Here is a 15,919-nt window from a genome sequence, read left to right as displayed (position 1 = left end):
ATTGGGGCAGAGTGGGTAGGCGTTCACGTCCACACGATCCGAAAGGCCTCATGGATAACTCCGACGAGAAGGAGAACGTTGGGGCGGGAGAGACGTCCGCACCAACGCCGAAAAACGACATCGACAACCCCCACCTGCTGATCGATTCGCCTGATCCGATCCGGTTGCACCTGCCCAGCGATGTGTCGCTGGCAGATGCCGACACCGATGATGAGATCACCGCGAAGCTGAAGGCACAGGGGGTGCGCCTGGGCAAGGGCATGGTGGCTCCGGCCGTCTTCTGGCCTGCGCTGATCACCATCCTTGCTGTCGCACTGTTGGCGATCTTCCTGCCCGACGGCACCAATAGGGTGCTCACCAGTATCAACGGCTGGATTGTCGCGGACCTCGGTTGGTACTACATGCTGGTCATCGGCGGATTCGTCATCTTCTCGATCGTGATCGGGTTCTCGAAATTCGGAAAGATCAGACTCAGTCGTGACGATGAGAAGCCCGAATTCGGCGTCTTCTCCTGGTTTGCCATGCTCTTTGCCGCGGGCATGGGCATCGGCCTGGTCTTCTACGGCGTTGGCGAGCCACTGTCCTATGCGACTTCGGACCCTAAGCCGGGGTGGACGGGTGACGAGCCCGAGATTGCCAGACTGGCAATGGCGCAGACCTTCATCCACTGGGGACTGCATCCCTGGGCGATCTACGCCGTGATCGGTCTGGCCTTGGCCTATGCAATCCACCGTCGTGGACGTCCGGTTTCCATCCGGTGGGCGCTCGAGCCGCTGCTTGGCCATCGGGTCAAGGGCTGGATGGGCGATGTCATCGATATCCTCGCCATCTTCGGCACGGTCTTCGGCATCGCGACATCACTGGGCCTAGGAGTCCAGCAGATCTCGTCAGGGCTCAAAGAGATCGGGCTGGTCGGCGAATACGACAACACGCTCCTCGTCATCCTCATCGTCATCATCACGTTCCTCGCGACTCTGTCCGTCATCTCGGGCGTCGGCGCAGGAATCAAGTGGCTCTCGAACATCAACCTGTCGTTGGCGGGACTGCTCCTCATCGCTGTGCTGTTGCTGGGACCCACGCTGTTCCTGTTCCAGAACCTCGTCGAATCCTTCGGTGTCTACCTCGCGAACTTCTTCAATATGACCTTCGACGTCGGTGCCTACACCGGCGAAGAAGGTGCGACCTGGGCCTCGAACTGGACGATCTTCTACTGGGGCTGGTGGATCTCCTGGGCGCCTTTCGTCGGCGTGTTCATTTCACGCATCTCAAAGGGCCGGACCGTTCGTGAGTTCATCGCCGGTGTCCTGCTCGTACCGACAGTCGTCGGGTTCATCTGGTTCGCCGCACTGGGCGGCACGGGCATCTACCGGGAGCTCTTCGGCGACGGTGGCCTCGTCGATCCGGAAGAAGGCGTTGTCGCGGAGAAGGTTCTCTTCGATGTGCTCGGCTCGCTTCCAATGGGCAGCATCCTTTCTGCTGTGGCGATCATCCTGGTCGCGATCTTCTTCATCACCTCCTCGGACTCCGGCTCGCTGGTCGTCGACATGCTGGCGTCCGGTGGACATCCGAATCCTCCGGTGTGGTCGCGCGTCCTGTGGGCCGCGCTCGAAGGTGCACTGGCGATCGGACTGCTCGTTGCGGGCGGACTCGGCGCGCTGCAGGCGGCCTCGTTGGCTACCGCTCTGCCCTTCAGCATCATTTTGATACTCATTGCGATCGCCACCGTGAGGGCCTTCCAGATCGAAGCCAAGCGGACCAGAGAGATCGAAACCGGCCAGCGCTACCACGAGGTCGGTGAGCATATCGCTGATGACTTCGATGAGTACCTCGGCGATAAGGTCGATGCTCGCATCGACTACCGGCTGTCACGCACCAAGGGTGTGTTGAGCAGAGGGTCGAAGGAGGACCGCAGGCCCAGAGGCACTCGTCAGTAGGCGACTGCCCAGATAGGGTGACTGCCCGCTGAGGGCATTGCCCATGTCAGGGCATGCCCGCAGCGGCACGGTCAACACACCAGAGGCGACCCGGGTTCTTCCCGGGTCGCCTCTGGTGTCTGCGGCACCCACGCGGTCGGGGCCTGCCCCGAGTGAAAGTTCCGTGTACATCCCGATGTCTGCTTCTGCCGCCGACGGTCAGACCGAGTAACCTGGGAGCAACAGAAAGCGCATCACCACGAACGACCTAGGAGCCCATATGCCCATCGCAAGCCCCGAAGTGTATGCCGAGATGATCAACCGGGCGAAGTCCGAGGGCTTCGCCTATCCCGCGATCAACTGCACCTCATCCCAGACGATCAATGCCGCCATCCGGGGCTTCGCCGAGGCCGGGTCCGACGGCATCGTGCAGATCTCGACCGGTGGTGCCGAGTACATCTCGGGTCCGACGATCAAGGACCGTGTCCGCGGTGCGGTTGCGTTCTCGGTCTTCGCCGCCGAGGTGGCCAAGAGCTACGACGTCAACATCGCCCTGCACACGGACCATGCCCCGAAGAAGGAGGTCGAGGAATGGGTGAAGCCGCTGCTGGCCCTCTCGACCGAACGTGTGAAGAACGGCGGTGAGCCCTACTTCCAGTCACATATGTGGGATGGTTCTGCTGTTCCGCTGGGGGAGAACCTTGTCCTCGCCGAGGAGCTGCTCGAGCTCTCGGCGGCTGCACACTCGATCCTCGAGATCGAGGTCGGCGTCGTCGGCGGCGAAGAGGACGGCGTCGAGAACGAGATCAACGACAAGCTCTACACCTCGGTCGCCGATGGCCTGGCCACGGTCCGGGCCCTGGGCACCGGCGAGAAGGGTCGCTACCTCACAGCCCTGACCTTCGGAAACGTCCACGGCGTCTACAAGCCAGGCAATGTGAAACTGCGTCCCTCGCTCCTCGGTGAGATCCAAACCGATGTCGGTGCCGAGGTGGGCAAGGACAAGCCCTTCGATCTGGTCTTCCACGGCGGCTCGGGTTCGAGCACGGAAGAGATCGGCGAGGCGGTCCGCCACGGAGTGGTGAAGATGAACATCGACACGGACACTCAGTACGCCTTCACCCGGCCGGTGGTCGAGCACATGTTCCGCAATTACGACAGTGTGCTCAAGATCGACGGTGAGGTCGGAGACAAGAAGCTCTACGATCCGCGTTCCTATGGCAAGGCCGGCGAAGCGGCGATGGCTGCCCGGGTTGGTCAGGCGTGTGAGAACCTCGGTTCAGCCGGCACCAGCCTGAAGTAAGAGACACGGGCTCCGGAGGCGGCAGCACGAGCTCCGGCTGCTGACCGGTCCACGAACGAAAGCGAACCGACGGCACGAAGCCCGGGACACCATTGTCCCGGGCTTCGTTGTCTATTCACTTGTGTGTCGACGAGTGTCGAGCCTCAGCCCTTCCGGACTTCGGCGCCGGACTCGAGGCGAGAGGCACACACCTCCCAGAAGTCGGCATTGCGGATGTTGAGATCCTTCGGAACGAAGACGGGATCCAGTCCCAGCTTCTGTTGGCGTTCGAAGTCGCGCAGGAGTTTGAACGCCGGCTGCTGCAGGAGCAGAATCGCGATGATGTTCAGCCAGGCCATGAGCCCGACCCCGATGTCACCGAGAGCCCATACGCTGCCAGAGGCGGAGGTCGCACCGACAGCCACGGCGACGAGGATCAGCAGCTGCAGGACGCGTTTGCCGACAGCCAGGACCATCGGGTTCTTGACCCTGCCCAGCATGTGCACCAGGTTGGTCTCCGCCATGTAGTAGTAGGCGACGATCGTTGTCAGTGCGAAGAGGAAGATCGAGATCGCGATGAATCCGGCGCCGAAGCCCGACATCATCGAGTCCAGGCCCGCTTGGGGCCACTTCTCGCCTGGGGTGGCGGCGACCGACTCGACCATCTGGCCGCGACCGCTGCCGATGATCGTCTCACCGTCGGCATCGAAGACCTTGTACATGCCGGTCGAGAGGATCATGAATGCGGTTGCCGAGCAGACGAACAGGGTATCGATATAGACCGATCCGGCCTGGACGAGTCCCTGCTTGGAGGGATGTGAGACTTCTGCAGCTGCGGCGGCGTGAGGTCCGGTGCCCTGTCCGGCCTCATTCGAGTAGATGCCGCGCTGGACACCCCACTGGATGGCCATACCGAGGATTCCGCCGAAGGCGGCCTCTGGGCCGGCATCGATGCCGAATGCAGACGAGAACACGAGTTCGATCACCGGAATGATCTGATCCGCGTTGATGATGGTGACCGCGATTGCGGCGATGATGTAGACAACGGCCATGAAGGGAACCGCGAGTGAGGCGAAGTGGGCGATGCGCTTGATGCCGCCGACGATGATGAAGCCCATGATGATGACGAGGGCGATGGCAGTGGTCCAGGTCGGGACGTTCCAGGCGTTCTCGACCGCACCGGAAATGGCGTTGGACTGGATTCCGGGAAGCATGAAGCTCATGGCCATGACGGTGACGAAGGCGAACACCATGCCGTAGACCTTGAACAGGCCCTTCGCCTTGGTGTGACGGTAGGCCTTCTCGATGTAGAAGGCAGGTCCGCCACGGTATTCGCCCGATTTGGGGTCCTGTTCCTTGAAGACCTGGCCGAGGGTCGATTCGACATAGGAGGTGGAGGAGCCGAGGAGGGCAGAGATCCACATCCAGACGATGGCGCCCGGGCCGCCGAAGCCGATCGCGGTCGCAACGCCGGCGATGTTGCCGACACCCACGCGCCCGGCCAGGGAGATCGCCAGCGCCTGGAACGAGGACACGCCCTCGTTCGAACTCTTGCCACGGAACATCTGGGTGAAGATCGCTTTGATCTGCCTGATCTGCACAGCGCGGGAGCGGATCGTGAAATAGACCCCGGCTCCCAGGCACAGATAGACAAGGGCTGAGGACCAGATGATGTTGTTGAGCCAGTCGAGGACTGCGGACATGCTTCTCCTAACGGGGAGGCAAACGATGGGGTCAGACACTGAACGGTGAGAACACTTGTATGGGCGAACACGGAAAGGAGCATGAGTCTTCGCTGTGATCGACCTCATAAGTCAAACGGATTGTGACCCGCGACGCAAATTCATAGGCTCCGGCCCGAGAAGTCGGGGCGGACGACGATTTCACTGAGACCGACGTTATGTTTCAAAGTGGTGACAGAGTGGGTCGAATCATACGGTTCAGTTCACTATTTGGGACAGGATCCGTAAGATGTGATGCGGATCTCTCCGAGCAAAGACGACACGGAGAGCACTTTTGGATGACAGGAACACAATGAAACGTCGAACTGGTGCAAAGGCAGTGGCCATCGCCGCTGCCGGCGCTTTGCTACTCTCGGCATGCTCGACCTCGACCACAGGTGGAGACGGCGAGGAAGGCGGTAGCTCCCTCACCGTGGGAACTACGGACAAGGTAGTCGCCCTCGACCCGGCCGGTGCCTATGACAACGGAAGTTCGCTCGTCGAACAGCAGGTCTATCCGTTCATCCTGGCCTACAAGCCGGGCACCGCAGACCTCAACCCCTCCATTGCGGAGTCGGCGGTCTTCAGCGAGCCGACCAAATACGAGGTCAAACTCAAGGAAGGGCTGAAATACGCCAACGGGAACGAACTCACCTCTTCGGACGTGAAGTTCTCCTTCGAACGACAGCTGAAGATTCAGGACCCCAATGGACCGTCGTCCCTCCTCGGCGGCCTGAAATCGGTCGAGACTCCTGACGAGCAGACCGTGGTCTTCAACCTCAAACGCGAGAACGACCAGACCTGGCCGGGAGTCCTCGCCAGCGCCGCGGGACCGATCGTCGACGAGGACGTGTTCGAGGCGGACAAGATCACCGAGAATCAGGCAATCGTCGATGGCAAGGCCTTCGCGGGCCCTTACACCATCGAAGGGTTCAAGTTCAATGAACTGCTCACCTACAAGGCGAACGAGGACTACGAGGGCTTCATCGATCCGGCGAAGACCGAGACCGTGCAGATGAAGTACTTCTCGGATGCCAACAACATGAAGCTCGAGGTCCAGGAGGGCAAGATCGACGTGGCCTGGCGTTCGCTGTCGGCCACCGACATCGAAGACCTCGGCACGAAGGACGACCTCAAGGTGCACAAGGGGCCGGGCGGAGAGATCCGCTACATCGTCTTCAACATGGACACGATGCCCTTCGGCGCTAAGACTGACGACGCCGATGAGGAGAAGTCGTTGGCCGTGCGCCAGGCGATGGCCGATTCGGTCGATCGTCAGGCGATCGCGTCTCAGGTCTACAAGGACACCTTCACGCCGCTGTACTCTCACGTGCCCGAAGGACTGCCGGGTGCCGATGAGCCTCTGAAGTCGGATTATGGAGACGGTCAGGGAGCACCCGACGTCGACAAGGCGAAGAAGGCTCTGAAGGACGCCGGCGTCAAGACTCCGGTCAAACTCAACCTGCAGTACAACCCCGACCACTACGGTCCCTCCTCGGGCGACGAATACGCCCTGGTCAAGGATCAGCTGGACAAGACAGGACTATTCAAGGTCAATCTCCAGTCGACGGAATGGGTGCAGTACAACAAGGACCGCACCGCCGACTCCTACCCGATGTACCAGCTGGGTTGGTTCCCGGACTACTCGGACGCAGACAACTATCTCGTTCCGTTCTTCTACGACACGGACGAGACGCCGAGCTTCCTGGGCAACCACTACCGGGACAAGACGATGAACAAGGAACTGAACGCTCAGTCCTCCATTGCTGACGAGGGCGAGCGTGCGGACGCACTGAAGAAGATCCAGGGTCAGCTCTCCGAGGAGCTGCCGACTCTGCCGCTGCTCCAGGGCAACCAGATCGCAGTCTCCGGCAAGGATGTGAAGGGCGTCGATGACACCCTCGATCCCGCGTTCCAGTTCCGTTTGGCGCTGCTGAGCAAGTGAGAGCGCGCACGGCAATGCTTCGACGGTCAGTGTACTGACCCTCGACACGAGGTGCAGGTGAGCCGCACGGTCCACCTGCACCTCGTCGTGCGTTCGCACCTCGTCACCCGGGCGAAGACACGATCGATGCCCGATGCAATCCACGTCTGATGACGACACAACCGTCTACCGACGAAAGCCAAAGGAACACATGTCTGCAGCCACAAGCGAATCTGGGGCGGAGGCCGCCGAGACCTCGGTCGCGGTGAAGAAGCCCTCGGGAGGCGGATTGGGGCGCTACGTCCTCATCCGATTCGTCCTCATCATCCCCACCATCTTCATCCTCACCACACTCGTCTTCTTCCTCATGCGGATCACCGGCGACCCGATCTCCGCGTCGATGGGCGGGCGTCTGACCACGGATCAACTGGCCGAACGTATCCACGCCGCCGGTTATGATCGCCCGATCCTCGTCCAGTACTTCGAATACATGGGCAACCTGCTCAAGGGCGACTTCGGCACGGCGATCTCCGACGGACAGCCCGTGTCGAGCATTCTCCTCAACTACGGAACCGCGACGGTCGAACTCGTCTTCTACGCCCTGATCGTCGCCTTCATCCTCGGCATCCCACTGGGAATGCTCGCCGCATACCATCGGGACAAGGCTCCCGATGCGGCGCTTCGGATCCTCGCGATCCTCGGCTACGCCACCCCGGTCTTCTTCGCCGGCATGATCCTCAAGCTGGTCTTCGGCGTATTCCTGCCCATCCTGCCCGTCGCGGGCCGCGGCACCACCGAGACCGAATACATCATGTCCGGCGTGGTCGGGCCCACCCGGTTCTACATCATCGACGCGATCCGCATCGGCAACATCGAAGTCCTCGGAGACGTGCTTGCCCACGCGGTCCTGCCAGCGATCGCCCTCGGTGTTCTCACGGCCGGAGTCTTCCTCCGGCTCGTCCGCACGAACCTCATCGGCACCTTGGGGCAGCAGTACATCGACTCGGGCCGGTCCCGCGGAATCTCCGAATACCGTCTGGTCACCAAGCACGCATACCGTCCCGCGCTGATCCCGATCGTCACGGTCATGGGCATGCAGATCGCACTCATGCTCGCCGGTGCCGTGTTGACCGAGACGACGTTCGAGTGGAAGGGCCTCGGCTTCAAACTCGCCGAATATCTCACTGCCCGCGACTTCGTCGCCGTCCAGGGAATTGTGGTGTTCCTCGCCATCATCGTGGCGCTGACCAACTTCCTCGTCGACGTCGTCGCCGCTTTCATCGATCCCCGAGTGAGGTACTGATGTCCACTCCAGAGAACAACGAGAACGTCGCCGAGGCGGCTCCGGGCTCGGGTGTCCCCGCCATCACCAGCGATGACGTGGCCAAAAAATCCTGGTTCGCCCGACTGCCGATCGTCTCCCACCTGCGCCAGTCCGTCGGTCTGCAGCGGGGAATGCTCGTCACCGGGCTCGTCCTGTGCGGCATCGTCCTCATCTGCGCGATCTTCGCCCCGCTCATCGCCCCCTACGGCTTCAATCAGCTGGGCACCGCTGATGGCAACTTCGGTTCGAAGCTGCCGCCCGGCGGAACCCACATCTGGGGCACGACAGTCGGTGGCTACGACGTCTTCTCCCGAGTGGTCTGGGGCGCCCAGACCGCTGTTGCCGTCATCATCGTGGCCGTGATCATGTCGATCTTCGCCGGTGTCATTCTGGGGCTCGTTTCGGGCTACTTGGGCGGCTGGCTCGACCGGATCCTCGTCGTCATCGCCGACGCGGTCTACGCCTTCCCGACCCTGCTGCTCGCGCTTGTCATGTCGATCGCGATCTCCGGCGGTCAATCGAGTGCGTGGGGCGGCATCGCCGCGGCCGCGTTCTCGATCACCGTGGTCTTCATCCCGCAGTACTTCCGCGTCGTGCGCGCGGAGACCCTGCGCCTCAAGGCAGAGCCCTTCGTCGAGTCGGCGATCGTGCTCGGTGCCTCGAAGACCCGAATCATCTCGAAGCACATCTTCCGCAACGCCACGCGGACCCTGCCGCTGATATTCACCCTCAACTCCTCAGAGGCGATTCTGACCCTGGCTGGACTCGGGTTCCTGGGCTTCGGCATCGAACCCACCTCGGCGTCGGAATGGGGCTATGACCTCAACAAGGCACTGCCGGACGTGACCAGCGGTGTGTGGTGGACCTCGGTGTACCCGGGCCTGGCCATCGTGCTGACGGTCCTGGGCATCACCCTGGTCGGCGAATCGATGAACGATCTCAACGATCCCCGCCTGAGAGTGCGTCGCAAAGCGAAGACGAAGATCGCCAAGTCCGTGGAGGTCAAGTGATGAGTGAGAACGTGAAGACAGCCAGCCCAGACAGTTCTGGCAACAGCATCCTCGACGTCCAGGGGCTCGATGTCACCTTCTCCACCGACGGCGGCGATGTGCATGCCGTCAAGGATGTGAGTCTGTCGGTCGCCCCCGGTGAGGTGCTCGCGATCGTGGGCGAATCCGGTTCCGGCAAGACCGTGACCGCGCGCAGCATCCTCGGGCTCCTGCCCGAGACCGCCCAGCGCTCGGGCGCGGTCATCATCTCCGGCAAGGATGTCCTCAGCGTCTCCAGCCAGCAGCTGCGCGAGATGCGCGGAAGTGACGTGTCGATGGTGTTCCAAGAGCCGTCGACTGCACTCAACCCCGTCTACACGGTGGGCTGGCAGATCGCTGAAGGACTGCGCGCGCACAATCGGAAGGCGAGCAAGACCGAACTCAAGGCGAAGGTCGTCGCGGCGATGGAGCAGGTGGGGATCCCCGATGCGAAGAACCGCTTCGACTACTTCCCACACCAGTTCTCCGGTGGGCAGAAGCAGCGCATCGTCATCGCCATGGCGTTGGCGCTGGGAGCCAAGCTCATCGTCGCCGATGAGCCGACCACCGCACTCGACGTCACCGTTCAGGCCGAGATCCTCGACCTGCTGCGAGACCTGCGCGATGAGACCGGGACTGCGATCGTGCTCATCACCCACAATATGGGTGTCGTCGCCGATCTCGCCGACCGGGTCGCTGTGATGTATCGGGGTGACCTCATCGAGGTCTCGCCGGTCAAACAGCTCTTCAGCGATCCGCAGGAGCAGTACACACGGGACCTGCTCGGCGCCGTCCCGCGGCTGGGGTCGACGGTCGTCGGCAGCCGCAAGGCCGCCGCGGCCGAGGAACGTGAGGGCGACCGGACAGGGACCACCTCGGTGGGGGAGTCCGGAGACGTCGGTGACGAACGTGGGTCCGGCAGGGGTCGTGACGAACGGGACTCCATCGTCGTCGCACGCGACCTGGACATCGTCTATCCGGGAGGGCTCGGGCGCCCGGACTTCCAGGCGGTGAAGTCCGTGAGCTTCGACATCAAGGCCGGCGAGGTCTACGGTCTGGTGGGCGAATCCGGTTCGGGCAAGACCACGATCGGTCGTGCCATTGCCGGCCTGACCAGGGCCAGTGGTGGGAGCCTGCAGGTCCTCGGGCATGAAATGGTCGGGTTCAAGGAACGCGCATTCTCCCCGATCCGGCGTCGGATCGGATTCGTGTTCCAGGATCCTGCGGCCTCGTTCAACCCGCACCTGACGATCGGCGAGTGTGTGGCGGAGCCCTTCGCCATCCACAGGCGGGACATGAGCGCCAAGGATCGGTCCAAGCGGGTGCTCGAACTCCTCGACTCGGTGCAGCTGCCGACGGCCTATGCGGCCAGGTACCCGCACGAGATCTCGGGCGGTCAACGGCAGAGAGCCTCGCTCGCTCGAGGACTGGCGCTTGATCCTGAGCTGCTCATCGCCGACGAGCCGACTTCGGCCCTCGACGTGTCCGTGCAGGCCAAGGTGCTTGAACTGTTCGTCGAGCTGCAGAACAGGTTCGATTTCGCGGCCCTGTTCATCAGCCACGATCTGGCCGTGGTCGACATGCTCTCCGATCGCATCGGAGTGCTGTTCCACGGCGAGCTGTTGGAAGAGGGGACAGGCGAGAAGGTGCTCGGGTCGCCGAGCAACGACTACACGAAGCGACTCATCGCTTCCCTGCCCGTTCCGGACCCGGATGAGCAGGCGAAGAGACGCGAACTGGCCCGCAACCTGCGCACCGCCGCGGGCTGAGGCTCGGAGCGCACCGCCGCCGGTTGAGCGGAGCACTGCCGTCGGCTGAGCGGAGCACTGCCAGCCGAGGACCGCAGTCGCGGGCAGTCGTGCCGGGCCGACGTCGGCAACCTCCCGGGCGCTGAGCAACCTTCAGAATGAGTTCCCCACGGTCTCAGCAACACCACGGGCGCTGAGCAACCTTCAGCGGGGTTGCCCAGCGCCCGGGAGGTTGCTGAGGCTGTCGACCCGACGGAGCTGAGTGCAGATGCGGTGCATTATCACCGCATCCGGCACGAGCGAGCAAGTGACCGAGCGAGCTCAGGCCTTGTCGTCGGAGATGAAGTCGAGCATGCCTGCCTGACTGATCGGCAGTGCCAGCAGGCGGCTGAGCTCCTCGGCGCTGGGGTCGACGCCGAGGATGCGCAGCGAGTACTGCGTGAAGTCGCGTTCGATGGTGTCTGGTGTCAGATCACCGGTGGGGCGGTACCAAAGTGAGAGCGAGTTGCAGATCGAATGGATTGCACGTGTGGCAAGTTGCGCACTGTCGACGTCGAACGTACCTGCGTCGATGCCTGCCTGGACGATGTCGCCCATGATGACTCGTGCCTCGCGTTGAAGTTCCTTCACGCGGGCGGCATTGTCACCGGTCAGCCGTTCGGTGTCGCGCAGAAGCACCGTGGACACCGAAACATTCTCTATGCGGTAGCGGGCGAGGTAGCGCACCGCCACGGTCAGCTGCTCGGTGGGATCGTCGCCCACTTCGGCGATGACGGCTCGGCAGTGCTCGCTGTACCAGGTGTACGCCGTATGCACGAGCTCGTACAGAGCTTCCTGCTTGGACGGGAAGTAGTAGTAGAGTGCGGACAGACTCAGTCCCGCGGCCTGCGCGATATCGCGGATGGAGGCACCATCGAATCCCTTCGCGGCGAAGGTGTCCCGAGCCGAGCGGAGGATGTTGTTGCGGCCGTTGGTTGATCTCACGGTGCTTGTGCCCCCTTGCAGTCGGATATCGAACAATCTTTCACTTGCCAACCGAGAATACATGACGTTGCTCCGCGAATGGCTGTTTCCAGCCAGACTTCAGGGATCTCTGCGCTGCTGAGGCATGCGCTGGCTCTGGTCGACATGTGGAGGTCACCCCAGACCGGCGATTGAAAGTACTACCCCGAGCAGGCGCCTGAAAGCACCACCCGAGCAGGCCTTCGAAGATAACACCAATCACATCGCCGAGCGGGAATGATTGATGATTCAATCATGTTGGCAAGGTGTGGGTCGCACGGCCGAAGACTGCCGCTGCCGATCTCCTGAAGCCAACGTCACCTGACATCGCAGCCTATGAACAAACTGAGGACGGACATGCTCAACATCGCCATCATTCCCGGAACTTCGCGCCCGCAGGCACTCAACCCGCAGATCGTCTCCTGGGCCAAGGACCAGCTGGCCGGTCGCGAGGACGTGCGCGCCGAGGTCGTCGACTTCGCCGACTTCGATCTGCCGCTGCTCGACGAGGTCATCCCGGCTGGCGCGAACATGTACCAGAGCGACCACACCAAGGCCTGGGGCGCCAAGCTCGCAGAATTCGACGCCTTCATCTTCGTCACCCCTGAGTACAACCACTCGATCTCCGGATCGCTGAAGAACGCCCTCGACTTCGTCGCCACCGAGTTCAACCACAAGGTCGCCGGCATCGTGAATTACGGCGCAGACAAGGGTGTGCGTGCCGCAGAGCACCTGCGCCATATCCTCGCCAACTACAAGCTGGCTGTTGTGCGCGACCAGGCCTCCTTCAGCCTCTTCACCGATGTCGCCGATGGCACGTTTGCTCCGACTGACGTTTCCGCGGCCCCGTTCGCATCGATGCTCACCGACCTCGTGAGCTGGGGCGAAGCCCTGAAGTCAGTGCGCGAGGATTCCGCGTCCGAAGAGCAGGCCGCCTGACACTCACTTCAGTGCCCAGCCGCCGGTGAAGCAGCCCTTCGCCCGGTGTTGACGCATCAGGAGCCCGCCGGTCCGAGTGACCGGCGGGCTCCGTCGTTGAGTCCCGTCCGCCTGCCCCTGAGGTGACCCCGCCCACGGGCCTGAGTTAGGGTCGAATCAACACAACGTTCACTCAGTGATACGAAGGACTCTCATGGATCTCAACAACACAGTCGCTCTCGTCACCGGCGGCGCCTCCGGGCTCGGCCGCGCCACCACAGAACGACTCCTGGGCGCCGGCGCCCAGGTCGTCATGGTCGATCTCAACGCCGAGGTGGGCCAACAGGTGGCCGCAGAACTCGGCGAAGACGCCCATTTCGTCTCCGCAGATGTCACCAACGAGGAGCAGGTTCAGGCCGCCGTCGACACGGCGACCGGCCTCGGCCAGCTGCGAGTCGTCGTCAACTGTGCGGGAGTCGCGACCCCCGGAAAGCTCGTCTCGCGCAAGGGCCCGCTAGCCCTGGAAGCGTTTTCGAAGGTCCTCAATATCAACGTCGTCGGCACCGTCAACGTGTGTCGTCTGGCTGCAGCGGCCATGCAGGCACAGGAGACTGTGGGCGAAGAGCGCGGCGTCATCATCAACACCGCCTCGGTTGCGGCCTTCGACGGCCAGATCGGTCAGATCGCCTACTCCGCGTCCAAGGGGGCCATTGCCGCGGTGACCCTGCCGATGGCACGCGAACTCGCATCCTCACAGATTCGCGTCGTCACGATCGCACCGGGAATCTTCGAGACCCCGATGATGGCCGGACTGCCCGAAGAGGCTCAGGAATCCCTGGCGAAGTCGATTCCCCATCCTTCCCGACTGGGTAAGCCCGCCGAATACGCGCAGCTCGCCGAATCGATCATCGCCAACCCGATGCTCAACGGGGAGACCATTCGTCTCGACGGTGCCATTCGCATGGCCCCGAAATGATCTGAACTGCAAGGCCGCTGGGCCGCTGAAACTCTGAGCGGCTCAGCGTCTTTCGTTGACGAGCAGGGCCAGCTGGACGCGGGTGCTGACGTCGAATTTGTAGAAGATGCGCGCCAGGTGGGTCTTCACCGTGGCCGTAGAGACGAACAGCGCCCGCGCCACCTGTGCATTCGTCAAACCCTTTGCGACCGCCTCGGCGATCTCCCGTTCTCGTGAGGTCAGCGGCTCCAGCGGGTCGGGCCCACTGGAGTTCTGCAGTGCCCCGGCACCGGTGGGCCCGAAACGTCCCGCCTCCGTCGCCGAGGTGGTGGCCCCTCCCAGCAGGGAGTCGATGGCGCTCGGGGACAGGGTTCTGGTGCCGTTCGCTGCTGCGCGGACCGCGTGGATGAGCTCATCCGGTGGAGTGTCCTTGAGGATGTAGCCGGCCGCTCCCGAGCGCAGTGCCTGAAGCACGAACTCGTCGGTTCCGAAGGCGGTGAGGATGAGAACCTCGGGGTGGGAGGCCTGAGCCATGAGGGTCCGGGTCGCCTCGAGCCCGTCCATGACGGGCATGCGGATGTCCATGAGGATGATGTCAGGTGAGAGCTCACGGGAGAGTTCGATGGCCTCGGCACCATGGGCCGCCTCGGCGATGATGTCGATGTCATCGGCCGCGCCGAGGAGGAGGCGCAGGCCCGAACGCATGAGGGACTCGTCGTCGGCGATGATGACTCTGATGCTCACGCGATCTCCTCCTTCAGATTCGGCACGGGGATCCGGGCGCGCAGTTCGAAATCGGGGGTCCGAGCCACGCTGAGGTCTCCACCCATGGCTTCCATCCTCTCTTTGAGTCCGCGCAGGCCCAGTCCAGATCCAGCCAGCGACTGGTCCCGCGCTTTCGCGACTGTCGGAGCATCGGCGATATGGGCGTTGCATGCGAGCATCTCGACGCTCTCCAGCTCGGAAATCCACGACAGAGTGAGGAGGAGCTTCTGCCCGGGGGCGTGCTTGACCGCGTTCGTGATCGCCTCCTGGGCGAAGCGATAGATCGTCGTGCGTTCCAGCGCCCCGACAGAATGCAGGAGCTCCGGTGTGAGCGGCTGTGCGTAGGTCAGTTCCACAGTGTCTGATCGGTCGGCGATGAGGCGTTCCAGGTCGGGATCGATCACGGTGCCCTGATCGTCTCCGCGCAGCATGGTCAGCACCTCACGCAGCTCGATGCCCGAGCGGCGAGCGCTGGCCGCGATGAGGCGCGCACTCTCATGCACGGATTCGGGGTCGAGATCCCGGCGCACCGAGAGGGCACCGGAGTACATGGCGATGACACTGAGGTGGTGCGACAGCGAGTCGTGCATATCTCGAGCAATCCCGCGGCGCACCTCGGCGACGGCCCGGTCCTGGCGGGAACGTTCGCGCAGCAGGGTCTGGGCTGCAGTGTCGATGAGACCCTGCTCGCGTGCACCGCGGATGACCCCGATGACGACGAGTATGGCGAAGACAGCGCCGTTGACCAGGAAGATGGGCAGCTCGAACTGCCCGAACGCGTTCGGTGTCAGCGTATAGGCCATGCTCTGGGAGGCGATTGCGACCGCGAGACAGGCGAAGTCGAGTGACCAGCTGCGACGTGCCGACAACGTGATGAGGAGGGCGGAGGCGGCGACCGCGCCGAGGAGGCTGATCGTACCGAGGAGGATGCCGAGGAGCCCGACGGCCACCGGAATCCATCCGCCGGGTCGACGCTGCAGGGATTCGACGGACCCGTCTTCGGCGAGGAATTCCTCCCCTCCGCGGCCGCTGGCAGTCAGGAAATCGCGGAACTTCTCTGCGGCTAGCACCTTGGGTCGCAGGGTCTTGCGTGGGATGGTCCGTCCGTCGAAGAGCAGGACGATCGGCAGGCAGGCCAGAGCGACGATGCCGAAGGCGATGTGGACGAACAATTCGGCACGGAGCGCCCCGGCCTGCCCACCGGCATCCTGCGGATCTGGCCATTGGGCTCCGACGCCGATGGCCAGTATGAGCACGCCGACTGCCAGGCAGACGCCCGTCCAGAGGAGAGCATGCAGAAGAGTGTTGCCGCCGCGATGGTAAGTCACCACTCGAGGCT

12 protein-coding genes are annotated in these 15,919 nt (G+C 62.9%); 8 read left to right on the top strand and 4 right to left on the bottom strand.

The genetic code is table 11. The features are described from left to right. Nucleotides 1-50 precede the first annotated feature (50 nt). Together AAFP32_RS15020 and fbaA are read left to right on the top strand one after the other, a co-directional pair. Nucleotides 51-1,934 (top strand): BCCT family transporter, encoded by a 1,884-nt coding sequence (locus AAFP32_RS15020; RefSeq protein ID WP_350269804.1) that lies wholly within the window; start codon nt 51-53, stop codon nt 1,932-1,934. 259 nt (nt 1,935-2,193) lie between these two features. Then, nucleotides 2,194-3,216: a class II fructose-bisphosphate aldolase gene (fbaA, locus tag AAFP32_RS15015; RefSeq protein ID WP_101643492.1), complete on the top strand. Its 1,023-nt coding sequence runs from the start codon at nt 2,194-2,196 to the stop codon at nt 3,214-3,216. A 143-nt stretch (nt 3,217-3,359) separates the two neighbouring features. On the opposite strand, the gene AAFP32_RS15010 is transcribed toward fbaA, so the two are convergent. Then, a complete protein-coding gene (locus tag AAFP32_RS15010) occupies nt 3,360-4,898 on the bottom strand; it encodes an alanine/glycine:cation symporter family protein (RefSeq protein WP_350269803.1) in 1,539 nt (512 codons plus the stop codon). 331 nt (nt 4,899-5,229) lie between these two features. On the opposite strand from AAFP32_RS15010, the gene AAFP32_RS15005 reads away from it, so the two are divergent. From AAFP32_RS15005 to AAFP32_RS14990, 4 genes are all read left to right on the top strand, one after another. Further along, nucleotides 5,230-6,861, top strand: coding sequence for an ABC transporter substrate-binding protein (locus AAFP32_RS15005; RefSeq protein ID WP_350269802.1), 1,632 nt, complete (start codon nt 5,230-5,232; stop codon nt 6,859-6,861). Between the two features lie 190 nt (nt 6,862-7,051). Continuing rightward, on the top strand, nt 7,052-8,143 hold the full coding sequence (locus AAFP32_RS15000) for an ABC transporter permease (RefSeq protein WP_350269801.1): 1,092 nt from the start codon (nt 7,052-7,054) through the stop codon (nt 8,141-8,143). Continuing rightward, the gene (locus AAFP32_RS14995; protein ID WP_350269800.1) at nt 8,143-9,174 is read left to right on the top strand and encodes an ABC transporter permease; all 1,032 of its coding nucleotides are present in this window, start codon (nt 8,143-8,145) and stop codon (nt 9,172-9,174) included. Before AAFP32_RS15000 ends, AAFP32_RS14995 begins: the two co-directional genes overlap by 1 nt. Beyond that, nucleotides 9,174-10,961 carry an ABC transporter ATP-binding protein gene (locus AAFP32_RS14990; protein WP_350269799.1) on the top strand — a complete coding sequence of 596 codons (1,788 nt, stop codon included), beginning with the start codon at nt 9,174-9,176 and terminating at the stop codon, nt 10,959-10,961. Before AAFP32_RS14995 ends, AAFP32_RS14990 begins: the two co-directional genes overlap by 1 nt. Before the next feature lie 300 nt (nt 10,962-11,261). Here AAFP32_RS14990 and AAFP32_RS14985 read toward each other — a convergent pair whose 3' ends face one another. Then, nucleotides 11,262-11,924: a TetR/AcrR family transcriptional regulator gene (locus AAFP32_RS14985; RefSeq protein WP_101620759.1), complete on the bottom strand. Its 663-nt coding sequence runs from the start codon at nt 11,922-11,924 to the stop codon at nt 11,262-11,264. Between the two features lie 354 nt (nt 11,925-12,278). Here AAFP32_RS14985 and AAFP32_RS14980 point away from each other — a divergent pair, with 354 nt between their 5' ends. After that, the gene (locus tag AAFP32_RS14980; protein ID WP_350269798.1) at nt 12,279-12,881 is read left to right on the top strand and encodes an NAD(P)H-dependent oxidoreductase; all 603 of its coding nucleotides are present in this window, start codon (nt 12,279-12,281) and stop codon (nt 12,879-12,881) included. Between the two features lie 193 nt (nt 12,882-13,074). After that, a complete protein-coding gene (locus AAFP32_RS14975) occupies nt 13,075-13,836 on the top strand; it encodes a 3-hydroxyacyl-CoA dehydrogenase (RefSeq protein WP_350269797.1) in 762 nt (253 codons plus the stop codon). Nucleotides 13,837-13,878: 42 nt separating this feature from the next. Here the strand turns inward: AAFP32_RS14975 and AAFP32_RS14970 are convergent, their stop codons facing one another. Further along, nucleotides 13,879-14,559 carry a response regulator transcription factor gene (locus tag AAFP32_RS14970; RefSeq protein ID WP_350269796.1) on the bottom strand — a complete coding sequence of 227 codons (681 nt, stop codon included), beginning with the start codon at nt 14,557-14,559 and terminating at the stop codon, nt 13,879-13,881. After that, complete coding sequence (locus AAFP32_RS14965; protein WP_350269795.1) at nt 14,556-15,908, bottom strand: sensor histidine kinase; 1,353 nt, start codon at nt 15,906-15,908, stop codon at nt 14,556-14,558. The genes AAFP32_RS14970 and AAFP32_RS14965 overlap by 4 nt, the downstream gene beginning before the upstream one ends. Nucleotides 15,909-15,919 lie beyond the last annotated feature (11 nt).

It is taken from the genome of Brevibacterium sp. CBA3109 (genome assembly GCF_040256645.1).
Lineage (GTDB): Bacteria > Actinomycetota > Actinomycetes > Actinomycetales > Brevibacteriaceae > Brevibacterium > Brevibacterium koreense.
This window is presented reverse-complemented; position numbering and strand designations above follow the sequence as displayed.